The 21,729-nt window shown below is 60.0% G+C and carries 24 protein-coding genes and 1 tRNA gene; 21 read left to right on the top strand and 4 right to left on the bottom strand.

The window, feature by feature from the left end; all coding sequences use genetic code 11:
* Positions 1-2 precede the first annotated feature (2 nt).
* From MWU52_RS01805 to pcaG, 6 genes are read left to right on the top strand one after another with little or no spacing between them, the layout of a single operon-like run.
* Positions 3-881: an NAD(P)-dependent oxidoreductase gene (locus MWU52_RS01805; RefSeq protein ID WP_246948689.1), complete on the top strand. Its 879-nt coding sequence runs from the start codon at positions 3-5 to the stop codon at positions 879-881.
* 1 nt (position 882) lies between these two features.
* Complete coding sequence (locus tag MWU52_RS01800; protein WP_246948688.1) at positions 883-1,800, top strand: DMT family transporter; 918 nt, start codon at positions 883-885, stop codon at positions 1,798-1,800.
* A 4-nt stretch (positions 1,801-1,804) separates the two neighbouring features.
* Positions 1,805-2,395 carry a LysE family transporter gene (locus MWU52_RS01795; RefSeq protein ID WP_246948687.1) on the top strand — a complete coding sequence of 197 codons (591 nt, stop codon included), beginning with the start codon at positions 1,805-1,807 and terminating at the stop codon, positions 2,393-2,395.
* Positions 2,396-2,438: 43 nt separating this feature from the next.
* Positions 2,439-2,822 carry a 4-carboxymuconolactone decarboxylase gene (gene pcaC / locus MWU52_RS01790; protein WP_281493882.1) on the top strand — a complete coding sequence of 128 codons (384 nt, stop codon included), beginning with the start codon at positions 2,439-2,441 and terminating at the stop codon, positions 2,820-2,822.
* Positions 2,819-3,541: a protocatechuate 3,4-dioxygenase subunit beta gene (pcaH, locus tag MWU52_RS01785; protein ID WP_246948683.1), complete on the top strand. Its 723-nt coding sequence runs from the start codon at positions 2,819-2,821 to the stop codon at positions 3,539-3,541. The genes pcaC and pcaH overlap by 4 nt, the downstream gene beginning before the upstream one ends.
* Complete coding sequence (gene pcaG / locus MWU52_RS01780; RefSeq protein ID WP_246948676.1) at positions 3,538-4,086, top strand: protocatechuate 3,4-dioxygenase subunit alpha; 549 nt, start codon at positions 3,538-3,540, stop codon at positions 4,084-4,086. Before pcaH ends, pcaG begins: the two co-directional genes overlap by 4 nt.
* Positions 4,087-4,090: 4 nt before the next feature.
* On the opposite strand, the gene MWU52_RS01775 is transcribed toward pcaG, so the two are convergent.
* Positions 4,091-5,734 carry a sulfatase-like hydrolase/transferase gene (locus tag MWU52_RS01775; RefSeq protein WP_246948674.1) on the bottom strand — a complete coding sequence of 548 codons (1,644 nt, stop codon included), beginning with the start codon at positions 5,732-5,734 and terminating at the stop codon, positions 4,091-4,093.
* A 219-nt stretch (positions 5,735-5,953) separates the two neighbouring features.
* Here MWU52_RS01775 and MWU52_RS01770 point away from each other — a divergent pair, with 219 nt between their 5' ends.
* From MWU52_RS01770 to MWU52_RS01730, 9 genes are all read left to right on the top strand, one after another.
* Positions 5,954-6,817, top strand: coding sequence for a helix-turn-helix domain-containing protein (locus tag MWU52_RS01770; RefSeq protein ID WP_246948672.1), 864 nt, complete (start codon positions 5,954-5,956; stop codon positions 6,815-6,817).
* A gap of 188 nt (positions 6,818-7,005) precedes the next feature.
* Positions 7,006-7,287 (top strand): plasmid mobilization relaxosome protein MobC, encoded by a 282-nt coding sequence (gene mobC / locus MWU52_RS01765; RefSeq protein WP_246948670.1) that lies wholly within the window; start codon positions 7,006-7,008, stop codon positions 7,285-7,287.
* A complete protein-coding gene (locus MWU52_RS01760; RefSeq protein ID WP_246948668.1) occupies positions 7,281-8,804 on the top strand; it encodes a relaxase/mobilization nuclease domain-containing protein in 1,524 nt (507 codons plus the stop codon). The genes mobC and MWU52_RS01760 overlap by 7 nt, the downstream gene beginning before the upstream one ends.
* 102 nt (positions 8,805-8,906) lie before the next feature.
* Positions 8,907-10,580 carry a DUF262 domain-containing protein gene (locus MWU52_RS01755; RefSeq protein WP_246948667.1) on the top strand — a complete coding sequence of 558 codons (1,674 nt, stop codon included), beginning with the start codon at positions 8,907-8,909 and terminating at the stop codon, positions 10,578-10,580.
* Positions 10,581-10,642: 62 nt separating this feature from the next.
* Positions 10,643-10,972 carry a type II toxin-antitoxin system RelE/ParE family toxin gene (locus MWU52_RS01750; protein WP_085892132.1) on the top strand — a complete coding sequence of 110 codons (330 nt, stop codon included), beginning with the start codon at positions 10,643-10,645 and terminating at the stop codon, positions 10,970-10,972.
* 1 nt (position 10,973) lies between these two features.
* Positions 10,974-11,303, top strand: coding sequence for a transcriptional regulator (locus MWU52_RS01745; protein ID WP_085892323.1), 330 nt, complete (start codon positions 10,974-10,976; stop codon positions 11,301-11,303).
* A gap of 82 nt (positions 11,304-11,385) precedes the next feature.
* Positions 11,386-13,251, top strand: a complete 1,866-nt coding sequence (locus MWU52_RS01740) for a hypothetical protein (RefSeq protein ID WP_246948666.1) — start codon at positions 11,386-11,388, stop codon at positions 13,249-13,251.
* 17 nt (positions 13,252-13,268) lie between these two features.
* Entirely contained in the window at positions 13,269-13,622 is a 354-nt protein-coding gene (locus MWU52_RS01735; RefSeq protein ID WP_246948665.1) for a hypothetical protein, read from the top strand.
* A gap of 3 nt (positions 13,623-13,625) precedes the next feature.
* Entirely contained in the window at positions 13,626-16,142 is a 2,517-nt protein-coding gene (locus MWU52_RS01730) for an Hsp70 family protein (RefSeq protein ID WP_246948664.1), read from the top strand.
* A gap of 108 nt (positions 16,143-16,250) precedes the next feature.
* Here MWU52_RS01730 and MWU52_RS01725 read toward each other — a convergent pair whose 3' ends face one another.
* Together MWU52_RS01725 and MWU52_RS01720 are read right to left on the bottom strand one after the other, a co-directional pair.
* Entirely contained in the window at positions 16,251-16,535 is a 285-nt protein-coding gene (locus MWU52_RS01725; RefSeq protein WP_246948662.1) for a hypothetical protein, read from the bottom strand.
* A 13-nt stretch (positions 16,536-16,548) separates the two neighbouring features.
* Positions 16,549-16,983 (bottom strand): helix-turn-helix transcriptional regulator, encoded by a 435-nt coding sequence (locus tag MWU52_RS01720; protein WP_085892127.1) that lies wholly within the window; start codon positions 16,981-16,983, stop codon positions 16,549-16,551.
* Positions 16,984-17,063: 80 nt separating this feature from the next.
* Between MWU52_RS01720 and MWU52_RS01715 the strand changes: the two genes are divergently transcribed.
* From MWU52_RS01715 to MWU52_RS01705, 3 genes are read left to right on the top strand one after another with little or no spacing between them, the layout of a single operon-like run.
* Entirely contained in the window at positions 17,064-17,297 is a 234-nt protein-coding gene (locus MWU52_RS01715; RefSeq protein ID WP_246948661.1) for a hypothetical protein, read from the top strand.
* A 17-nt stretch (positions 17,298-17,314) separates the two neighbouring features.
* Positions 17,315-17,503, top strand: coding sequence for a hypothetical protein (locus MWU52_RS01710; RefSeq protein WP_246948659.1), 189 nt, complete (start codon positions 17,315-17,317; stop codon positions 17,501-17,503).
* 47 nt (positions 17,504-17,550) lie between these two features.
* Entirely contained in the window at positions 17,551-18,516 is a 966-nt protein-coding gene (locus MWU52_RS01705) for a tyrosine-type recombinase/integrase (RefSeq protein WP_246948657.1), read from the top strand.
* Positions 18,517-18,602: 86 nt separating this feature from the next.
* On the opposite strand, the gene MWU52_RS01700 is transcribed toward MWU52_RS01705, so the two are convergent.
* Positions 18,603-18,676, bottom strand: a tRNA-Cys gene (locus MWU52_RS01700).
* A gap of 159 nt (positions 18,677-18,835) precedes the next feature.
* Between MWU52_RS01700 and MWU52_RS01695 the strand changes: the two genes are divergently transcribed.
* The 3 genes from MWU52_RS01695 (at position 18,836) to MWU52_RS01685 (ending at position 21,694) form a co-directional block, all read left to right on the top strand.
* A complete protein-coding gene (locus MWU52_RS01695) occupies positions 18,836-19,462 on the top strand; it encodes an rRNA adenine N-6-methyltransferase family protein (RefSeq protein WP_246948655.1) in 627 nt (208 codons plus the stop codon).
* Positions 19,463-19,472: 10 nt separating this feature from the next.
* Complete coding sequence (locus tag MWU52_RS01690; RefSeq protein ID WP_246948653.1) at positions 19,473-20,879, top strand: TolC family outer membrane protein; 1,407 nt, start codon at positions 19,473-19,475, stop codon at positions 20,877-20,879.
* A gap of 122 nt (positions 20,880-21,001) precedes the next feature.
* Positions 21,002-21,694, top strand: coding sequence for a hypothetical protein (locus MWU52_RS01685; protein WP_246948651.1), 693 nt, complete (start codon positions 21,002-21,004; stop codon positions 21,692-21,694).
* Positions 21,695-21,729: the final 35 nt, after the last annotated feature.

Genomic DNA, 21,729 nt, shown 5'->3' with positions numbered 1-21,729 from the left:
AAATGGCGAAGATCGGTTTCATCGGCCTGGGCCTGATGGGTTCGGCGATGGTGCAGCGACTGCTGGACCGGGGGCACGACCTCTGGGTCCTGGGCAATCGCGACCGGACCGGGGTCGAGGCGGCCACGGACCGCGGCGCGACAGAGGTTCCGACGGCGCGCGCGGCAGCGGAGGCCGCGGATATCGTGATGCTCTGCATGGGAACGTCCGAGCAGGTCGAGGGGCGGATGCGCGGGGCCGAAGGCGTGCTGGCGGGCCTTTCGGAAGGCAAGACCGCGATCGATTTCGGTACGTCCCTGCCCGCCTCCACCCGCGACCTGGGCACGGAGGTCGCCGCGACCGGCGCCGCCTATCTGGACGCGCCCCTCGGGCGCACGCCCAGCCACGGGCGCGAGGGGCAGCTGAACATCATGGCCGCCGGCGACCGGGCCGCTTTCGACCGGGTGCGCCCCGTTCTGGATGACCTGGGCGAGAACGTCTTTCACCTGGGCGACCTCGGCGCGGGGCATACGATCAAGCTGATCAACAACTTCTTCGCGATGACCACGGCCAGCGCCATGTCCGAGGCCTTCGCCATGGCCGACCGCGCCGGGGTCGAGCGGCAGGCGCTGTTCGACGTGATGGCCGCCGGGCCGCTGCGGTCGGGGATGATGGAGTTCGTGAAGGCCTATGCTGTCGATGGCGACCCCGAGAAGCTGGCCTTCTCGATCCGGAACGCGGCCAAGGATGTCGGCTATTATCGCAAGATGGCGGGGGATATCGGCGCCGGAACGATCATGTCGGGCTGCGCCGACGAGGCGCTGCGGACGGCCGTGGATGACGGGCGGGGCGACGATCTGGTGCCGACGATGGTGGATTTCTTCGCCGATCGCTTCCGCTGACATGGCCGCCCCCGCGCCCGTCAGCCGCCTGGCCCGCCCGCGCGAGGACAATCCGGGCCGCGGCATCGTGCTGATGTTGACGGCCTATGCGCTGTTCTCGCTGACGGACACGTCGGTCAAGTGGCTGTCGCTGGCGGGCTTGCCGGCGCTGCAGCTGGCGTTCATGCGTTTCGGCGTGCACCTGGCGCTGTCGACGGGGCCGATGCTGGGGCGGGACCATTCCGGCTGGACGGCGCCCTGGCCGCTCTGGGCGGTGATCCTCGGCCGGGGCGGGCTTCTGATGATCTCGACCATCGGGAACTTCATCGCGCTGCGCTATCTCGACCTGACGGTGGCGGCGGCGATCATGTTCTCCTCGCCGATCCTGGTCTCGGCGTTGTCTGTTCCACTGCTGGGCGAGACGGTCGGGCGATGGCGGTGGAGTGCGATCTGCGTAGGCTTCGTGGGCGTCCTGATCGTCGTGCGCCCCTGGGCGGCGGAGTTTCACTGGGCCGCGCTCTGCTCGGTCGCGTCGGCCACGGCGCTGGCGCTGTTCTCGATCATGACGCGGCGGTTGGCCGGCGTCGCGGCGCCACGGACGATGCAGCTCTATGCCGGGTTCGTGGGAACCTGCGCCCTGGCGCCGCTCATGTTCTGGGTGTGGGAGGCGCCGGCGACCGCGCTCGACTGGGGTCTGATGTTCGCGGTCGGGTTCTTCGCATGGTCGGGGCATCACTTCTTCAGCCAGGCACATGGCTACGCGCCGGCCAGCGTGCTGATGCCGTTCAGCTATTCGTTTCTGATCTACATGACCCTGACCGGCCTCGTGGTCTTCGGCACGGTCCCCGACGGTCAGACCGTGCTGGGCGCGCTGGTGATCGCGATCGCGGGTCTCGTCATCTGGTGGCGCGAGCGAATCGCGCCCGCCGCGCGCGGCTGATGCGATGCTGACCTTCGCCGCAGCCGTCTTCTTCCTGATCGCCACGCCTGGCCCGGGCGTCCTGTCGACCGCCGGCGTGGGCAGCGCGTTCGGCGCTGGTCCGGGCACGCGCTATGTCGCCGGCCTGTTCCTGGGCACCAACATCGTGGCGCTTGCCGTCATTTCCGGCCTCGCCGCGGTCGTCCTGGCCGACCCGCGGATCCGCACGGTGCTGTTCGTGGCTTCGACCTGCTATCTCCTCTATCTCGCGTTCCGCATCGCCACGGCCGGATCGCGCATCGCCTTCATCGAGGCACGACGCGAACCGGGCCTGCGCGACGGATTGGCCCTGCAGGCGATCAACCCGAAGGCCTATGCGGTGAACACGGCGCTGTTCTCGGGCTTTGCGTTCCTGCCCGGTGCGCCTTTGGCCGAGGTGGCCATAAAGCTGCTGATCGTGAACGCGATATGGCTGCCGCTCCACTTCCTATGGCTTGGCGCGGGCATATGGCTCGGCCGGCTGGATCTGGGCGCGGGGACGCAGCGCGCGATCAATATCGGAATGGCCGCCTCGATGCTCGCGGTGGTGGGGTTGGCGATGTCCACCCTTGCCTGACCCGGACCCGCGCGCGAATATCGATGGACGAAAGGTGGGCGGGATGAGCAGGCCGGACAGACAGGCGCAAGGGCGCGCGATGCGGCGCCGCGTGCTCGGCGACGCGCATGTCGACCGGGCCGAGGCCGCGCGCGATGCGTTCGACGCCCCCTTCCAGGACCTGATCACCGAAGCCGCATGGGGCCATGTCTGGTCACGCGATACCTGGGACGCGCGGCAGCGATCGATCGTGACGCTGGCCATCCTGTGTGCCCAGGGCCACTGGGACGAGGTGGCGATGCATCTCCGCGCGACTGCCCGGACGGGGGCCACGCGCGACGACGTCCGCGAACTGATCCTGCATGTTGCGATCTATGCCGGAGTGCCTGCGGCGAACCGTGCGATGCGCGTGGCGCGCGAGACGTTCCGGTCGATGGACGCGGAATGACGCACGCGTTCAATCCGCCGGACCCAGCCGTCCAGCCACCGGCCCTGACGCCGACCTATCGCAGCACGCGCCTGCGCGCCCCGCTACACACCCCCCTGTCGATGGAACATGGACCCGGAGAGATCGCGGGGCCGCGTTTCGGGCAGAACGTCATCGGCCCCCTGGACGATGACCTGATGCTGAACCACGCCCGCCCCGGCCACAGCGCCTTGGGCGAGCGGATCCTAGTGCACGGCCACCTTATGGACGAGGTGGCCCGCCCCGTGGCGGGTGCGTTGATCGAAGTCTGGCAAGCCAATGCGGCCGGCCGATACCGACATGCCCGCGACGGATACCTGGCACCGCTCGACCCCGATTTCGGCGGCTGCGGTCGCTGCATGACCGATGCGCAGGGCGCTTTTGCGTTCCGCACCATCCGGCCGGGTCCCTATCCCTGGCCGAACGGCGGCAATGACTGGCGCCCGGCGCATATCCACTTCTCGGTCTTCGGGGACGGGTTCGCGCAGCGCCTGATCACGCAGATGTATTTTCAGGGCGATCCGCACATCTCGCTCTGTCCAATCGTCGGTGCCGTGCCCGACTCCGCCGCCGTCGAACGCCTGACCGCGCGACTGGACATGGACGCGACCGTTCCGATGGATCTGCGGGCCTGGCGGTTCGACATCGTGCTGCGCGGTCGTCGCCAGACGCCGTTCGAGAACCGGATGGAGGGCGCATGACCACGCTTCGGCAGACACCTTCGCAGACGGCAGGCCCCTATCTGCATATCGGCTGCGCCCCGGTCGCATCAGGCGTTCGGCCGGGCGCTGGCGACCTGGGGGCGGCCGCTTTTCCGGACGATGCCCCGGGCGAGGTCGTGCAGGTCGGCGGCCTGATCCTGGATGGCGCGGGCGAAGCGGTGACCGATGCCATGGTTGAGGTCTGGCAGGCGGATGCCGCCGGTCGGTTCGGCGGGGCATCGGGCCATGCGGGATGGGCACGGCGAATGGTCGACCCGACGACCGGGGAATGGCGTCTGCGCACCATCAGACCGGCCGCGTTGCCCGCGCAGGCGCCGCACCTAATGCTGTGGATCGCCGCGCGTGGCTTGAACTGCGCGCTGCACACCCGGCTCTATTTTGCGGACGACGACCATTCGGGCGATCCGGTGCTGGCGGCCGCGGGGGCGCGCGCCGCCACGATGATCGCCCGACCCGACTGGGATATCCACCGCCTCGACATTCATCTGCAGGGCGAGGGCGAGACGGTATTCCTGGCCGTCTGACGCCCTACTCGGGCAAGTCCGGCGCCGGGCCGACATAGTCCGACAGATGCGCCGGGGCGACGTCCGCCTCGGACCAGGCGCCGATCAGGATGCCCTTGCCCCCCGACGCACCGCGGCGGGCCGCGATCTCGGCGTCCGAGATCGTCGTGCGCTGCGACATGCGGCGCGCCCAGCGGTGCAGGTGGCCGTACATCTGCGCGATCACGACGGCATGGTCCGCGCTGGCCCCGAGGTCGTTCAACTCCTGCGGGTCGGCGCGCAGGTCGAACAGCATGGGACGAAAACCTCCTTCGGCATGCATGAACTTCCACCGCTCGGTCGCGACCATGAACAACCGGCAATCGCGTGGCGCCAGCCCCAGCGTCTCGGCATGTCCGGTTCCGGAATAGTCGTACTCGCTGATCGCGGCCTGGCGCCAATCGCCCGGTTCGCGGCCGTGCAGGAACGGCAGCAGCGAGCGCCCCTCGACGACGTGCTCGGGCACGGTGCCGCCGGCCACCTCGATGAACGCGGCGGTCAGGTCGATGGCCTCGACCAGCGCATCGCAGACCGTGCCGCGGGTGCCGTCCGCCTCCGGGCGGGGGTCAAGCACGATCATCGGGACGCGGACGGAGGGGTCGTGGAACAGATCCTTTTCGCCCATCCAGTGATCGCCAAGATAGTCGCCGTGATCCGAGGTCAGCAAGATCATCGTGTCCCGGGTGCGGTCTGTCCGCTGCAGATGGTCCAGAAGCCGCCCCAGTTGATCGTCGCATTGCGCGATCAGGCCCATATAGGCCGGAATGACCGTCTCGCGCACCTCGTCACGATGAAACGCGGCCGAGACGGTGCCGGACTGGAAGGCGTCGAACACGGGATGCGGGTCGATCCGTTCCGACGGATCCCGAACCGCCGGCAGGACATCCTCGGCGCGATAAAGCGCATGATAGGGTTCCGGCACGATATAGGGCCAATGCGGCTTGATATAGCTGAGATGAGCCAGCCATGGCGCGTCGGTCGGCTGGGCGTCGACGAAGGCGATCGCCTGATCGGTCAGCCAGGGCGTCTCGCTGTCGGGCTCGTGGATGTTCGCCGGACGCCCCGCGTGTCGCATCAGGAACCCCGACGCGATCCGCCCCTCCTCGACGCCGGCATTGGCGTGATCGTGCCAGGGGTTTGCGCCCGGATATCCACGCGCGGCCAGATAGGCGTTGTAGGGCGAACGCCGGCGGTCATACGCCCCGTCCGGTCCCTTGCCCCAAAGGCCGTCATCGCGCGTCCAGACGTCGAAGCCGCATTCCGCGACCCGGGCCCCGATCACCCCGTCGCGGGAAATACCCAGCCGATCCATCCCGGCATCGTCCACCGCCATGTGCGTCTTGCCGATCAGCCAGGCCTGCATGCCGTTGTCGCGCAGATGATCGCCCAACGTGCGTTCGCCGACCTTCAGGGGGTAGTTGTTCCAGCTCGCCCCATGACTGGAGGTGTATCGCCCGGTATAGAAGCTCATCCGGCTGGCGCAGCAGACGGGCGACTGCACATAGGCCCGGTCGAACCGCACTCCTTGCGCCGCGACCCGATCGAAATTCGGCGTGCGGAGCGTCGGATGGCCGGCGCAGGACAGGTAGTCGAAGCGCAGCTGGTCATACATGACGAACAGGATGTTCATCGGCCCCTCCCCACCCGGCAACCGATGCCGTCCGCCGAGAAACGCATGGCCCGAACCCCTGGAGGCGAGTACCGGAATCGAACCGGTGTACACGGATTTGCAATCCAGTGTATTTCGTCACAAAAACAGTCGCTTAGGGTCAAAAAAGTATCAGGACATTTGTCGAACGAGTTGTGAACCTGATACCCGCGTTTTAGCAGGCCCAAATCCATGAGCGGCATGGCATTGATTTGGGCCGCGAACGTCAAAGGCCTGAAACCTGCCGCCAAGATTGTGTTGATTCAGCTGGCAGACTTTCACAACAAGGAAACGGGACAGTGCAGCCCAAGCGCACAGCGGTTGGCGGACGAATGCGAGATGGGTCGCGCCACGCTGTTCCGGCACATGACTACCTTGGAAGAATGCGGCCTTGTCACGCGCCATGCCCGTGGCGATGGTGACGGCGGGCGGGGGTCCAATCAGTATGAGTTGCACCTCGATATTACTCTTGGGCCGAGCGCACGTCCAAAGGACGGGGGCAGTGGTCAAAACGGAGTTGCGTCTCAAAATGAGACGGGGGGAAACGTCTCAAAAAAGCGGGGGAAAAGTCTCAAGGGTGAGACGGGGGTAGTCTCAAATCGGGACAGGAACCTTACCATTGAACCTAAGAAAGAACCTCCTTCGCGCGGGCGCGAGGCGGGGGAGGCTGAGACGATTTTGGCAGCCTATCCGCCCGACCGACTGCGCAACAAAGCGGCCTGCCTTGTCCAGATCGAAGAGGCCGTGAAGGAAGGGATTGCTCCGGAGGAGTTGCTGCTGGCCGTCCAAGCTTATGCCACCGACAGCGCAGGTTTCACACGTTCCAAGGTTTGCTTTTCCGACAACTGGTTTCACTCACGGCGCTGGCAGGCCTATGTTGAAAAACAAGCAGAAGACCGAGAAAAGGCGGCAGCATTGGCGGCCGATCACCATGCGCGGCTGGCCTGCTGGATCAGTGATCGCAGCCCGATGTGCAAACACATAACGGCCAGGCAGATTGACGGATTGCTGGCTTCGAAGCTGGTGACGCAGGCGCAAATCCAAGCCGCAGGCCTCAGATCATGAATGCTGCCGATCCGACTGGAGAGCAAACAGCAAGGCGACCCATGTCATACGCTGGCGCTGCTGACACGGGACCTTGCGAGGGGCGGCACGCCTCCCCTTCGAACCCCACCGGCGCGGTAAAGGCCCGCACCAAAGAGCCGCTGACCGAGACCTTCGTCTTCCGGTGTAGCGCCGCAGAGAAGGCCCAGTTGCGCGCCAAGGCCGAGGCTGCTGGTCTGCCCGCCGCGACCCTGCTGCGCGAGGCGCTTGGCCTGACTGAGGCCCGTCGCCGCAAGCCGATCCCGCGCGTCGATCCGGCGCTCGTTCTGGCCGTCGGGCGCATCGGCGGCAACCTCAACCAGATGGCCCGCTGGCTGAACCGCGCGATGCTGGCGGGCCGCGTTGACCTCGACGCGCTCACCGTTGCCCGTCGCCTGCTGACCATCGAACGCCAGCTTGCCCAGATCGTCGAGGCCGCACGCCGATGCTGATCAAGTTCTTCCGCAACGGCAAAGGCGCGGGCGCTGGTCCAGTTGGCTACCTCATCGCGGACAAGGTGTTGGCCTATGACGACAACCGGGACCTGATCCGCGATGCAGACGGCCAGCCGATGACCGTCACCCGCGAACCCTTGCCCGAGGTCTTGCGCGGCAATCCCGACCGCACAGAAGCCCTGATCGACGCCAGCCGCCACCAATGGACCTACCGTGCAGGCGTGATCAGCTTTGCCGCCACCGATGCCCCAACCGAGGAACAACAAGCCGAGGTCATGGACCACTTCGAGCGTCTGGCCTTCGCGGGGCTGGACCCGACGCAATATGAGGTGCTCTGGGTCCGACATACCCACGAAGACCGCGTCGAGCTCCACTTCTGCACGCCGCGCTTGGAGCTAACCTCGGACAGAAGTTTGAACATCGCGCCACCCGGATATCAGAACGCCTTCGACAGCCTGCGCGATGTGATGAACCAGCGTCACGGCTGGGCCGATCCGATGGAGCTGGAGCGCACCCAAGAGGTGCGCGACACCATCGAAACACCAACTCGCGCCCAAGGTCGCGACGAGCTGCATGCGTGGCTGCAAGACCAGATCAGCGTCGGCTATGTCACCGATCGCGCCAGCATGCTGGACGCCCTGACCGATGCTGGCTTCGACATCCCCCGTGCGGGCAAGGCCTACCTAACCGCCCAAGACCCCGACACTGGCGAGCGGTGGCGTTTGAAAGGAGAAATCTTCCATGAAGACTGGCAAGCCGACGCGGCTGAGCGAGAAGCTGAACGCGGAACTGGACACGATCCGGCAGGACTACGCCGCCTCGATGGCATCCCAATTGGAGAGCTTCAAGACCGATTTGAGCAAAATTGCGACCATCGCGCATCGTACAATCGAGAGCGATACCCGCAGCTTTCTGCGACAGAACAAGAGCTGGCTGACGATCTCGCCCTGGCTGATCACGGGGACATTCTTGGTGGGGATCGTCTCGATGATGGCCGCGAGCTTGCTTTGGACGCTGATGCTGGCCAGCTCGGAGATGACCGAACTGGGCCTGACGCGGATCGACAGGGAGGACGGGACCTGGCTGGTATTGGACCCGACCAAGACGCGCCTGAGGACCTGCACGCTGGGCGGCAGATCAGTGACCTGCATCAAGATCGAGGAGGAATAGATGACGACACCCCTGACAGCCTTGGAACGCGACTTACTCGCCTGCGTCGAGCGGTTGGTGACGGCCTGCGAGGTCTCAGCAAAGGAATTGAGCGGATTAGAGGCACGCTCGACGACCAGGATGCAGAGCCAGATGGATGGATTGACCGCCTGCGTGTCGGTGCTCATTCAATCGCAAACGGCGTCCGTGGCTGCGTTGCACGGCTTGCTGAGCGAGGGCTCGAATTACGGGAAGCTGCGCACGCAACTCGAGACCAGCTTGAAGTTAGTGAAAGCCGCCGAAGAGAGGTTGAGACAGAGTTAGAGACGCGGGAGATCGAGATGGACCGAGGGATGACGCACTAGGGCTCAGGTTGCGCGAAAAGGTGGCTTAATCCATTGTCTTTCGGGCTCTAGTGACTTCCTATGAAGCCAGCAAAGAGCATTTTTTCGTAGGAGAGTTTCCCAGTGCAACTGAACCCGATGCATTTAACAGTCGCCAAGCTTCTGGACGGGCGGTTGTTCCGTATACCGGAATATCAACGCGCCTATTCATGGCAAAAGAAGCAACGCGCAGACCTATTCAAAGATATCCAAGAAGCTCACAATTCAGGGCGCGAGCACTTTATGGCGACAATTGTCGCGCTGTCGCGAGATACCAAAGCCATCGGAGCTGATGAGTATAAAATTGTTGAATTGGTCGATGGTCAGCAACGTATCACAACTATCGTCGTGCTTCTCAAGGCGATTGAACAGGCGTTGTCTGCGGATGACAAGCAAACCGCTAAGATGAAGGCTGACCTGTCCGAACTTCTCGTCAAGAGTGACGATCATGAAATGATCTTACTTCAAACCAATCATGACAGCAGTTCAGTTTTCAAAGATTACATAAAGACTGGAGAAGTTAGTGAAGATGAAAGATCAACATCAGCTGATCAAAATTTGATTGACGCCGCGAAAGAGTGCGCGAGGTTCGTCGAAAATTGGCAGCAGAATGACAATCTGATTGAACTTTATGGTACGATCCGCAACCGCCTATCTGTCATTTTTCACGAGATCGCTGACGAAGCAATCGTCTATCGGGTCTTTGAGGTACTTAACAGTCGTGGCCTAGACGTAAAATGGATCGATAAGACCAAAAGCCAGCTAATGGCGTCGATTTTCGAATACTCCAATGACCAAAAGGGGCAAGTGGACGGCCTTCATGAGATGCACACAATTTGGAAGGCCATCTATCAAAACCTTGGCCTTCGACAAGACCTTGGAGATGAGGCTCTAAGATTTGCAGGGACATTTGCAAAAAGTGATGAGGATCCCAGAAAGATACTGAGTGAAGAGAAAGCTTCTCAAGAACTCCAGCGGGTTGCGGGTAAGGAAATCAAAACACTTATTGGCTGTGCTAGCGACCTGCAAAAGACGGTTAAGGTGGTGAAGCAGTTACACGACAACCCTCGGCTTAGGGCCCCTGCAAAAATCTTGCATGCAAGGTTTTTGGCCGTGGCGATCTTGCTTCGCAAATTTGATAAAGCCAAAGAGAAAGAGCTCCTCAATGCATGGGAGCGTGTGACATTTCGTATTTTTGGCCTGGGCGATGCAGATGCTCGGAATAAGATCGCTGACTATGTGATGTTGGGGTTTGCAGTTCATAAGAAAACTAAATCTGCAAGCGAAATCCTCGAAGCCATACGGGAGATTGGTGAAGATTATCAGATAGATGATGTCATAACTGGCCCTAAATATTGGGATGACTGCTACAAGGGCTGGACGGAAGAGTTGAGATACGTGTTGTTTCGATATGATGAACATCTAGCGGCAAACGCGGGGGAAGAGATCAATGCGCTTCAGTGGGAAAAAATTTGGCAAAACGACGCATCAAGTTCGATTGAGCACATTGTACCACAAAACAGTGGCCGTTCCGACATTCACAACATTGGCAATTTGACGATGTTACCGCCTAAAGTAAATTCATCTCTGGGTGGAAAGTCGCCAAGTGAAAAGGCGGAGCGGTATACAGATTCTGGGCTGCGCGGGACGATCCAGGTTGGGAAGGAAATCACGAAAAGCCAAAAGTGGACTAAAGCAGATGTTGCTCGGAGGAGAGATGAAATCGAGGCTTTCGTAAAAGATGTGTGGGCTGACTGAGGTGTATGACAAGAACCTCACGCGCTTGACATTTGGTAACACATGTGTCACTAAGGGGTCAGATGAATAAGCTTGTTGTCTATGTCACCGAAACGGGGAAAACTCCGTTCGACGATTGGTTCAATGGTCTGGATACGGCGGCGGCATTGAAGGTTCGAACGGCGCTTGCACGGATCGAGACTGGAAACCTTGGCGACGTGAAGCCAGTCGGGCAAGGCGTGTCAGAGCGGCGCATCACCCTCGGCCCCGGCTACCGCGTCTATTTTGGCAAAGACGGCGATACGCTTGTGATCCTGCTCTGTGGCGGCACGAAAAAGCGCCAGTCGAAAGATATCGAGCAGGCAAAAGCATATTGGGACGACTACAAGGCCCGCAAAGAGAAAGATGACTGACATGCCACTGACCAAAGACTTCAAAGACACGATCAAAGCCCGCGCCGATCGCGATCCTGAGTTCCGCGCGGGTCTGTTCCGCGAAGCTATCGAGGCGATGCTCAGCGACGATCTGGAGACCGGTAAGGTGCTGCTGCGCGACTATGTCAACGCCACGGTGGGGTTCGAGGCCTTGGCCCAAGACATGCAAAAAGACCCCAAGAGCCTGATGCGGATGCTCAGCGCCAAGGGAAACCCGCGCGCGGACAATTTGCTGGCGATGGTATCGCGGTTGAAGCAGCGTGAGGGTATGTCCTTTTCAATCACTCAGAATACTGAATTTCACGCATAGCCGCGGTTTGGATGTTTTCAATACAACGCTTGCGTGCAACGGTCTGAGCAAGCTTGGCCAATTTTGACTTGAGAAATTACTGATGAATAACGGATGTTTCGACCTTACGAGTAACGCGTATCATATTTTGAAGGCAGGCTACGACGCAGATAGATCAGACATCGCCGAATTAGTTGAAGATGCCGAGTTTGATGAGGTTTTTGCGCCTCAAGAAATCCAACGCGCCCAGCAAAGCCTGTTGGCACCAAATTCTCGATTAGAACAAGAAATCTCATGGCTGCCAGAGTTGAGCCTAGCTCAAACGACCAATGTCCTGAGCCTTGTCGGTTCTGGTGACCTTGAGGCGCTTATTGAAACATCAAAGCACGCCCCTGAACTGGCCAAGGCTAACATTTTGGCACATTTCGCGGGCACGGGAAACGTTAACGACACCCTGTTTCATGCACTGGTGTCGGCGTGGGACGAGATCGATCAAGAGAACATCCTCACTTTCCTCAATGACAATCGTCTGAGCGCAGGATTTCCAAGTGTCGAGCGCCCGCAGATGCGGAACGCGCTTGTGGAGCTCGAAAGACAGCATGCCAGATCGGCGGCGGTGGGGATTTGGAGCCTAGATCGCCCTGGTGAAGTCATGGACCGAATTGTCGAAGCAGAGCTTAGAAGGCATCCTTCGAGTACGTTCTTGGAGCAGTTTGTTCGCGGTTATGATACGTTAAGTGAACCTGACTTAGCCCGCATAAGCGATGAGATCGACGAGGTCATATCGGACGCTGAAAATACCGACGCCGATCTAGCAGCACTTGTAACAAGAGCATCTGACCTTCTGGTTCGTTGGGATGACGTGAATCAGCCGGTTCAGGTCTATGAACAGCATCAAGGCCATGAAGAAGGGCGATCAAAGCGGATCTACGAAAAACTGAGATCGCTTTGCTTGGATCTCGCCAACAATCGCAGCGAATTTACTGAAGCACGTAGGCTTTCTGAGGCTTTGTTGCGGACCTTCCCTGAGCTTGAATCCGTCGCCGAAGTCCTGAAAGGGGATGTGGCGGCACTTGAAAACTTAGACGAACAACAAAAACTACACGAGGAATACAAGCCGCTTATTGATGCATGCGAGGCGGCTAAAACAAAGCTGCCGACACCGGTTTCCACTGTCCTCAAGATATTCAAGGATACGGTATCCAAGGGGGGAAATGACCCCATTGCCTTTAACATCCTGCGCGACCTTGCATTGCACATCAACAACGATTGCAATGACCCGCAGACCGCTTTCAAACTGCTTGACGGGGCTCTGACATTTGCTGGCGCTCGACCGCCTCAGGAACTTAAAAAAACGCTTGAAGAAGAGCGGGCGGTTTTGCACCGAAATTGGAAAATGAACGAGCTTGAAAAGAATTCGGGCAATTTGACCGCGATGTCGCAAACTGTGGAGGATTTGCTGAAATATGCACGTGGATCGGAGCGTGCCGAACTTCAGCAGCTAAAGACTAAGCTGGATCGAAAGAGGCTCGGCAAAAAGGTGAAGTGGGGAATTTATGCCTCAATCGCAGCAGTCATAGGGTTCTTTGTGATTGCAGATGAGATGGACAGACCATCTAACCGTTCAACCTATCAGCCATCCGCTCCACGTGTCGCGACGCCAACCCCAACGCCCGCGCCAGCGACAAGCGCGGCGGTTGAGACTATCCCGCCGGTCGGGCAGGGCCTAACACTCAATCGCTCTCAAATCCGCTACTGTGTTTTTCAGGGGCAACGGCTTGATATCATCAGAACACTGACCACAACGGACAATCAAATTGACCGTTTCAATGCGCTGATTGGCGACTTCAATTCACGATGTTCAAGTTTTCGATATAGAAGCGGCGATCTAAGCGCTGCTGAGCGCGAGGCCCGTGAAAATGCCGCTGATTTGCGAGCAGATGCAAGAAGGATCGTTTCTTCATGGTAAGCTCGCCTCCTATGTCCATGAACGCTGAAAGTGTTGCGCAGTTGTGCGTTGAGTTTTGGAAATTATCAAACGCAACCAAGAAGGCTATCGAGCGCCTTCCCGAAAGTGAAAGCCGCCGATTGAAGGGCCAGTTGAACTTCTCAGATCGCCAGTTGGCTATGCTTGTCGATCAGCTCGGTTTAAAGCTAATCGATTTCGAAACGGAGGGGTTCCATGCTGGATTGGCCACTTCCGCCGATAATGCCGGAGACTATCCCGATGAAGCTGATCTCATCGTCTCAAAAACACTGGAGCCGACCGTAATGGCGGATATGAAAGTAATAAGGCTAGGACGCGTTCTTGTTGAGCCAGCCAAAAGTGAAAAGGAATAAGAATTGTATCTTGGTATTGATCTCGGAACTTCGAACTCAGCAGTCGTTGGCCATATCGATGGTGCGACGCGTCTCTTCAAGACATCGGACGGCACTGATGTGTTGCCCAGTGTCATCTATCTGGACAAGCGCGGGCATAGGTTCATCGGGAAATCGGCCTATGACCGCTTGCTTTCAGCTCCGCAGAATGTCGCCCAAGGCTTCAAGCGCTCGATGGGGACCAAGAATCCGATCTCCTTTGCTGGGCAAACTTGGACGCCAGTTGAGTGTAGTGCCGAAATAATCAAAGCGCTGGTAGGTCAAGCGATGACCGAGGCTGGCAACCAGGAAGTTGAGGGCGTGGTCATCACGACCCCCGCCGCATTCAACCAAATGCAGAGCGAGGACACGATTGCCGCCGCGCGATTGGCCGGTTTGGAGAAAGTAAGCCTGTTGCAGGAACCAGTTGCCGCCGCTTTGGCCGCAATCGCACACAGCAAACAAAAGGACGGTGTTTTCTTGGTCTACGATCTCGGAGGCGGGACGTTTGACTTGGCATTGGTTATGAGCACCGCGGGCGTGGTCAACGTGATCGCTCATGAGGGCATAAACATGCTTGGTGGTCGTGACTTCGACAGAATCATATTCGACAGCATTGTGCGGCCTTGGCTTTCACAGACCTTCAACCTTCCAGCGGATTTTCAGCGCAACGAAAAATACAAGCACCTGACGGACGTCTGCCGCCATGCCGCAGAAAAAGCGAAGATCCAGCTTTCGGCGTCTTCGACGGCCTCAATCTTTGCGACAGAGGATGAAGTGCGCGCGACTGATGAAGACGGTGAAGAAATCTATATTTCAATCGATTTGACGAGAGAGCAGATGACCGACCTGATCAAAGATCGGATTGATGACTCGATAGCTCTTTGCCGAAAGATTATCACGGCTAACGGATACAAGAATGACGACATCTCGAAAATCGTTCCGATTGGCGGCCCGTCAAAGATGCCTATCATACGAGACATGCTAGAGGCCGGTCTCGCAATCGAAGTGGAAAGCGGACTTGATCCAATGACCGCAGTTGCGACCGGCGCTGCAATTTTTGCGGAAAGCCGGGAATGGGCTGGTGAAAGCTCTACGCAGAAGAGTGGGAAACAAAGGGAAGCGGTCACTGGCAGCGTCTCATTGGCCCTAGACTTTAAGTCCCGCGTCGCAAGTGAAGCGGCCAAGGTCCGGCTGAAACCGGCGGCGGACATGCCTACGGGGCATGAGGTGGAAATCCTTGACGAAGAAGGGTCTTCGACAGGCAGAATTCCAATTGATGGGCCGCTCAGCATCAACGTAAATGTTCGCAAGAACGGCGAAAACCGGTTCAAAGTGACCGTATTCGACCAACAGGGCAAGGCAGTCGAGGACGCGTCACGCGAAATCGTCATTACCCGAGCGGAAGCAAGTGCTGCAAGTGTCCCGATGACCTACACTCTCGCGGTCAAGATTCAGCATGGCTTTGTCGGATACGAGCGGAACAAGTTAGAGGTCCTTGTGAAGAAAGGGACAGCATTGCCTGCACAAGGCAAGCAAACCTTCCGAACTGGCAAGACACTAGTCGGAGGCGAAGATGATTTCATCGCGGTCGAGTTTTATGAGATGGCAGATGACATCGACACACCAGAGCACAACCTACATATCGGCAACTTCCGTTTGAACAGCCGCGACGAATTGGAACGTGGCGAGCGGATCAATCGTGGGGATGATTTTGTCATCGATTGGAGAATGAGTGACAATGGTACGCTCAGCTTTTCGGTCGAATTGCCATCTTTGGGACGTGTTATCGACGCCACCAATCTTTACCGATCCGAAGATGGCGGCATTAACTATGACGGCCAGCGCGGGGCAGAGGTTGCCACAACTATGCTCGCCCGTGTTGAGAGTGATCTAGACGAGCTTGAAACCACGCTCGATGAAGATGCTGATCCCAGCGGTGACATCCGCAAGCGGATTGAGCGCCAGCACGCGGCACTTTCGACCTCTGTTGACGCGGACACACATCGCTCGGTAGCCGAAGAAGCGCGCAAACTGCGCCAGGAGGTGGCGTTGCTGAGAATGTCACCTGAGAACGAAGAGCGAGTGCTGGACGATGAAGTCGCCAAGGCTGAAACTTCTTTCGACGAATTGCGAGACATTGCGCAGCCAGTAGATACTGAGCGGCACGACAAGCTTTTGGTGACGACCCGTCGCTCGATTCGGGAAAAGAACTATGATGCCGCGCGCCGATCACTTGATGAGATGCAGGGCATTCGCATGAAGGTGCTCTCTGAAAGCCCTGATTTCTTGATCGAAATCTTCCGGCGCTTGGCAGAAGAGCATTACCTGGCAGTCGATGAAGCGCTTCATGCTCAATTGGTCGACGCAGGAGTCGAGGCCGCAAAATCAGGCGATGTGCAAAGGCTGCGGATGATCATAGGGCAGATGTTTGGTAATAGGGTCTCGACCGGAGCGGATGCGACCGAAATCGTCGAATTGGCCCACCTATTGGGGAGCTGATCTGGCAACGGAGATCAGTTTCCACCTATGGGTTGGTCCGTCTCAATCGCTACCGATGGTGTTGGCATTGCCAGCACCATTTCGGCGAGTTGAGACAGAAAGCGCATTCTAGCCTTCGAAAATGTTTAGCTCTCTGCGCCGATGTTTCATTAAAATTCGCAAGAATTTCTGTGCGATCATAATGACCACAGGACCGAGGACGACCAGCGCCAGATAGAGCGATCGTGCGATATCCCAATCCGGCTGACCTGATGTCGCGATCATCCCGGTGCCGCCAACCAAAAGTGAAATGGCGCCTACAACACCGATTTGGCGGGCGAATGTGAACACGTCGTGGTCGCAGGGGTCCAAGTCTGACTTTGAGGATTTCAGCGGCTGATATGTGTCGGTCATGTCGGTCTCCTGATTAAAGGGTTTCAAAGTAGTGGCTGGCGACCTGCGCGGGGCTTTCGCCCGTCTGTGCGGCCTGCGCGGCGACAAACCCGATGATTTTGCCGAGCTTGGCGATAGGCAGGTTTGTTCCGCGCCTTTCAGCCTCGGACAAGACAGCGATGGCACTTGCCTCAGCCAGTTCGGGGTCGTCACTCTTGTGGATTTTGCCGCGCCCCGCCAGCAGCCAGTCAAGATTCACTCTGAACGCCTCGCTGATGTTCAGAGCTGTAAGCGCGGGCAAATCCCGTTTTTCCTGCTCATAGTTTTTATACGCGCGGTCAGACACATCGATGGCCGCGGCCATAACAGGCTGAGTAATATCGTTTATTTTGCGAATTTCTCGCAAACGAAGGCCAATGCCGCTCAAGTCCGTTGACACGATGCACCTATGAGTTAATAATTCACCCATATGTGCACTTCTAGAGTGATTTGGGCGATCCTGTTCACTCTTGCAGTGTTTTCAACCGAAATCCAACGGAAAGGTGAGCCGTGACCAAACCTCTCGAAACACCAAAGGAACTGGCCGAGCGCGTTGGTCTGCCCGTGACCAACATCCGATATCTGATCCGCGAAGATATGCTGGACCATATCTTTACCGCGCCCGGGCAGCGAAACCCCAAGATTCCGAGCGGCGCTTGGGAAAAGTATGTCTCTCAATTCACGGTCAAAGCGCAAAAGCCTGCGCCGCGCAGAGCCGGCCAAGAAATGGGGTCTGACAAATGACACGACACACCCCCATCATGGCCAGCGAGACGACCGCAGCCCGCTTGCTCGATCTGCGCACAAACGAGTTCAAGGCTTTGGTCGATAAAGGTCACCTACCGCCCGGGCATGAAATTGCGCCCGGCGTTGTTCGTTCGGATACCGAGGTTCTCAAACGGATATCAGCAGGGGACGTGACGCAGCTATGGGATCAAATTCAGTGGTAGGTCGACGCAAGAAATACCTTTGGCAGCATCCGTCGGGCCGTTGGTATGTGCGCAAGAGCGTCAACGGCAAGATGTTCTATCTGGGGCGGATCACGGCGGAGGAAGGCACGGCAGAGTTCGACCAGCAGTACTGGGAGATCGTCAGCGGGAAGAAAGCGGTCTCCAAGACATCATGGGGCGCTTTGATTGACGCGCTGCGTGAGACCGACAAATGGAAAGATTTTTCGCCTCGCTATCGGCGCGACCTTGAGCAAGTTTTTGAGTATTTGACCGAAAAGATAGGGCGCGCTGACGTGGCACGCCTGACCCAAGCTGACATTTATGACGCCATGGAAAAGAACCGACATCGGGTCAGGTTCGCCAATTACATCCCGACCGCGATCAGCATGTTATCCAAAATGGCGATGCGCAAGCGCTGGCGCAGCGACAATCCCGCGATTGATATCGAGCCGTTGAGGGTTCCGAAGGACCGCAAGAAGCCACACCTGCCGTGGACAGATTGGGCGGTGGAGAAGATGCGGGAAGAGGGCGAGCCATTGCCCCGGCTGATTTTCGAGATTGGCGTGGGCAGTGTGCAGCGCCCCGGTGACTGGGTGGACTTCCAGTGGGGCGACTATGACGGCGACACCCTCAAGCTGCGCCAAAACAAGACTGACACAGCCCTTTCTTTGCCTTGCACGATTGCGCTCAAGGCGGCACTGGACGTTGCGAAGGCTGATCTAGGGTTCGCGCCTCATCCATCGCGCCATATCCTGACGCGCGCTGATGGGTCTAAAATGGACTATCACGCGATGGCGCGTGTCATGGTTCGTGAGCGCAAACGGTTGGGCCTGATGGCCTATGATCAGCACGCGCTGCGGTATCGCGGGGTGATGGAATTGGCGTGGGCTGGATGTACTGATGATGAAATCGCCAGCTACAGCGGCCACACATCCAAAGCGATGATTATCAAATATGCTGGGGAAGCGCGCCAAATCATGCGAGCGCGACAGGCGGTAGCTAAACGCAAATGACCCAGAACAGAACAGGCACAGAACGTGAAACTGATACTAGAGGTGATACCCAATGAGCAGAAATATTCTTAACCCATTGATTTTATTGGAGGCGAGTAGGAGAATCGAACTCCTGTACACGGATTTGCAATCCGCTGCGTAACCACTCCGCCAACTCGCCGCCGGGGATACCGTTGCATTAGCGCCAGTTCCGACGGCCCGCAAGCGCCCCCTTCGGGCTTAGGCGTTGCAGGGTTTCGGAAGACGTGCTTTCTGGAACGAAACATAAATAGACCGATAGGTTCAGTTGCCGATGGCCGCCTCCCACGACCTCCGGACAATGATGGTGGATACGCAGGTCCGACCATCCGACGTCACCAAGTTTCCGATCATCTCGGCCATGCTCGATGTCCCGCGCGAGGTGTTCGTGCCAAACGCCTCGAAGGCCGTGGCCTACATGGATGCGCCCGTTCCGCTGGGCGAAGGGCGCGAGATCCCGGATGCGCGTACGCTGTCGAAGATGCTGGACGCGCTGGACGTCCGCCGTACGGATACGGCGCTGATCCTCGCCGGCGGGCTGGGCTATTCGGCCGCGATCCTGGCCCGAATGGCCGAGTCCGTCGTCATGGTGGAGCCGGATGCCGCGCTCGCCGCCGAGGCCGAAGCCGCCCTGACCTCGGTCGAGGCCGACAACGCCGTCGTCTTGCAGGGCGATCCGGTCGCCGGTGCGGCTAAGGCCGGCCCGTTCGACATCATCCTGATCGAAGGCGGGGTCGAGACCGTGCCCGATACCATCCTGGACCAACTTGCCGAAGGCGGCCGCATAGCCGCCGTCTTCCAGGAGGGCGCCCTGGGCGAGGTCCGGATCGGGCGCCGCATCGAAGGCCACGTCGTCTGGCGCTTCGCATTCAACGCCGGTGCCCCAGTGCTGCCCGGTTTCGCCGCCGCACGCGGCTTCGCCCTTTAGGAGGTCAACGATGTTGCGTCGGACCCTAGCCATCATCTCGGTCGCCGTGATCGCCGCCCTGCCCGTCCGGGCGGAGACCCTCAGCGACGCGTTCGTCCAAGCCTATCGCAGTTCGCCGCTGCTGGATCAGCAGCGCTATCTGCTGCGCGCCACGGACGAGGACGTGGCCATTGCCGTGGCCGCCCTGCGCCCGGCGATCAATTTCGCGGCCAGCTATGGCAAGGTCACGGGATTCAACGATTTTTCGGGCCAGTCGACCAACACGACGGCGTCGCTGGGCCTTGTCCTCGACTACACGCTCTTCGATGGGGGCCAGCGGCACCTGCGCGTCAGCGCGGCCAAGGAGGCCGTTCTCGGCGCGCGTTTCTCGCTCATCCAGGCGGAACAGGGCGTGCTGCTGGACGCGGTGACGGCCTACCTGAACCTGCGCCTCGCGCTGCGCATCGTCGACGTCCGCGAAAGCAACGTCCGGCTGATCACGCAGCAATTGCGCGCCGCCGACGACCGGTTCGAGGTCGGCGAGGTGACGCGGACGGATGTGGCCATCGCCCAATCCCGGCTGGCGAGCGCGCGGTCCGCGCTGGCCGCGGCACGCGGACAGGTCGATATCGCGCGCGAACAGTACCGCCTGGCCATCGGCGTGCTGCCGACGGGGACGCTCGCCAACCCGCCGCAGCCGCCCGCTCTGCCGCCGACGGTCGAGCGTGCGCAGCAACTCGCCCTGCAGGTCCACCCCCTGATTTCGGCCGGACAGCACGAGGTCGTGTCGGCCAGCCTGCTGGCGAATGCGCGCGCCGCCGACCGGTTGCCGCAGGTCGCCTTGGAAGGTCAGCTTGGCCGTTCGCGCAACAACAACCTTCCCATCGGCGGGCGCCGCAGCGACTCGGCCAGCATCGAGTTGACCGGACGGATTCCGATCTACACCGGCGGTCGCCTGCCTGCCTTGCAACGACAGGCCACCGCGGTGGCGCAAGCCGCGCGCAGCGATCTGGGGCAGACCAGCCGCACCATCGTCGATGGCGTCGGGCGCGCTTGGGCCGGCCTGGAGGTCGCGCGCGCACAGATCGTCGCGACGCGCCAGGGCGTCCGCTCTGCGCAGTTGGCCTTCGAGGGGTTCCGCGAGGAGGCGCAGCTCGGCGCGCGCACCACGCTCGACGTGCTGGACGCGGAACAGGAACTGCTCGACGCGCGGACCGATCAACTTCAGGCCGAAAGCGATGCCCAACTGGCGGTCTACAACGTACTGGCCGCAATCGGTCTGCTGACGACCGAGCATCTTGGTCTGTCGGTCGAACGCTACGATCCGTCGGTCTACTACAACCTGGCCTCCAATGCCCCGCAGGTCACGGGGGTCGGCCAGCCGACCGAACGCGGCGGCCGGCTCGACCGGGTCCTGCGTCGTTTCGGTCGCAACTGACAGCCGATCCCCGCGCCGCAGCGGGGATCGCCTTTCGGGTGGCGCGAACCGCGTGTTAGCGTGCGGCATGGGCGGCGACGAAGACCGCCCGACGAACGGGGCAGATCGCGGGGGACGGGCCGATGACGCAGAACAATCATGATATCGAGGATGTGCTGTCCTCCATCCGCCGCCTGGTGGCCAACGACACCGGCCAGGTTCAGAGCGCGGTGGAGGCGGCACAAGCCGCCCGTCCCGTTTCCGAGGGCCCGACCTTGGTGCTGGACCCCGCGCAGCGCGTGACCGAGCCCGAGGACCCGTTCCAGATGATCCGCTCCCTGGAACAGGAAGAGCGTGACGGGCGCGATGCCGAGCATTTCACCGATGCCGTGTCCGACGACATCGCGGACATCGCGCGCGATCTGACAGAGGCCATGGCAGAGCAGGAGACCGCCGCCGAGATCGAGGCCCACACGCGGCAGACCACGCTGGATGGAACCGACCGCGAGGCGGAGCAGGACGCGACGACCTGGACGAGCGAGATCGAAACCGCGGCCGCAGTCCCCGACGCTTATGCCGAGGATACGGACTACGAGACCGTCGAAGATAGCGGCGAGCCATCGGACGAGGCGCCGCAAGAGGAAGCCATCGACATGTCCGAGGGCTTCGAGGAGATCGCGCGGCGCGCGCCGGACGACGAAGCCCTGCGCCGCCTGATAGTCGAGATCGTGAGGCAGGAACTGGCCGGCGACCTGGGCGAGCGGATCACCCGGAACGTGCGTAAGCTGGTTCGGCGCGAGATACGGCAGACGCTCGCCTCGGGCGAATTCGACTGAACCGGCCCCTTCAGGCAACTGAACCGGCCCCTTCA

The organism is Jannaschia sp. S6380 (assembly GCF_023015695.1).
Lineage (GTDB): Bacteria > Pseudomonadota > Alphaproteobacteria > Rhodobacterales > Rhodobacteraceae > Jannaschia.
The sequence above is the reverse complement of the archived record's forward strand: the minus strand, read 5'-3'. Positions and strand labels throughout refer to the sequence as shown.

What these genes read in the sequence shown, in the direction of transcription:
- pcaH (WP_246948683.1), top strand. Translation starts at nt 2,819, where the DNA reads ATGACGCACGCGTTCAATCCGCCGGACCCAGCCGTCCAGCCACCGGCC.
- MWU52_RS01800 (WP_246948688.1), top strand. Translation starts at nt 883, where the DNA reads ATGGCCGCCCCCGCGCCCGTCAGCCGCCTGGCCCGCCCGCGCGAGGAC.
- MWU52_RS01735 (WP_246948665.1), top strand. Translation starts at nt 13,269, where the DNA reads ATGAACGCTGAAAGTGTTGCGCAGTTGTGCGTTGAGTTTTGGAAATTA.
- MWU52_RS01805 (WP_246948689.1), top strand. Translation starts at nt 3, where the DNA reads ATGGCGAAGATCGGTTTCATCGGCCTGGGCCTGATGGGTTCGGCGATG.
- MWU52_RS01750 (WP_085892132.1), top strand. Translation starts at nt 10,643, where the DNA reads ATGAATAAGCTTGTTGTCTATGTCACCGAAACGGGGAAAACTCCGTTC.
- MWU52_RS01760 (WP_246948668.1), top strand. Translation starts at nt 7,281, where the DNA reads ATGCTGATCAAGTTCTTCCGCAACGGCAAAGGCGCGGGCGCTGGTCCA.
- MWU52_RS01725 (WP_246948662.1), bottom strand. Translation starts at nt 16,535, where the DNA reads ATGACCGACACATATCAGCCGCTGAAATCCTCAAAGTCAGACTTGGAC.
- MWU52_RS01740 (WP_246948666.1), top strand. Translation starts at nt 11,386, where the DNA reads ATGAATAACGGATGTTTCGACCTTACGAGTAACGCGTATCATATTTTG.
- MWU52_RS01685 (WP_246948651.1), top strand. Translation starts at nt 21,002, where the DNA reads ATGACGCAGAACAATCATGATATCGAGGATGTGCTGTCCTCCATCCGC.
- pcaG (WP_246948676.1), top strand. Translation starts at nt 3,538, where the DNA reads ATGACCACGCTTCGGCAGACACCTTCGCAGACGGCAGGCCCCTATCTG.
- MWU52_RS01745 (WP_085892323.1), top strand. Translation starts at nt 10,974, where the DNA reads ATGCCACTGACCAAAGACTTCAAAGACACGATCAAAGCCCGCGCCGAT.
- MWU52_RS01695 (WP_246948655.1), top strand. Translation starts at nt 18,836, where the DNA reads ATGATGGTGGATACGCAGGTCCGACCATCCGACGTCACCAAGTTTCCG.
- MWU52_RS01710 (WP_246948659.1), top strand. Translation starts at nt 17,315, where the DNA reads ATGGCCAGCGAGACGACCGCAGCCCGCTTGCTCGATCTGCGCACAAAC.
- MWU52_RS01720 (WP_085892127.1), bottom strand. Translation starts at nt 16,983, where the DNA reads ATGGGTGAATTATTAACTCATAGGTGCATCGTGTCAACGGACTTGAGC.
- MWU52_RS01770 (WP_246948672.1), top strand. Translation starts at nt 5,954, where the DNA reads ATGGCATTGATTTGGGCCGCGAACGTCAAAGGCCTGAAACCTGCCGCC.
- MWU52_RS01690 (WP_246948653.1), top strand. Translation starts at nt 19,473, where the DNA reads ATGTTGCGTCGGACCCTAGCCATCATCTCGGTCGCCGTGATCGCCGCC.
- MWU52_RS01795 (WP_246948687.1), top strand. Translation starts at nt 1,805, where the DNA reads ATGCTGACCTTCGCCGCAGCCGTCTTCTTCCTGATCGCCACGCCTGGC.
- pcaC (WP_281493882.1), top strand. Translation starts at nt 2,439, where the DNA reads ATGAGCAGGCCGGACAGACAGGCGCAAGGGCGCGCGATGCGGCGCCGC.
- MWU52_RS01775 (WP_246948674.1), bottom strand. Translation starts at nt 5,734, where the DNA reads ATGAACATCCTGTTCGTCATGTATGACCAGCTGCGCTTCGACTACCTG.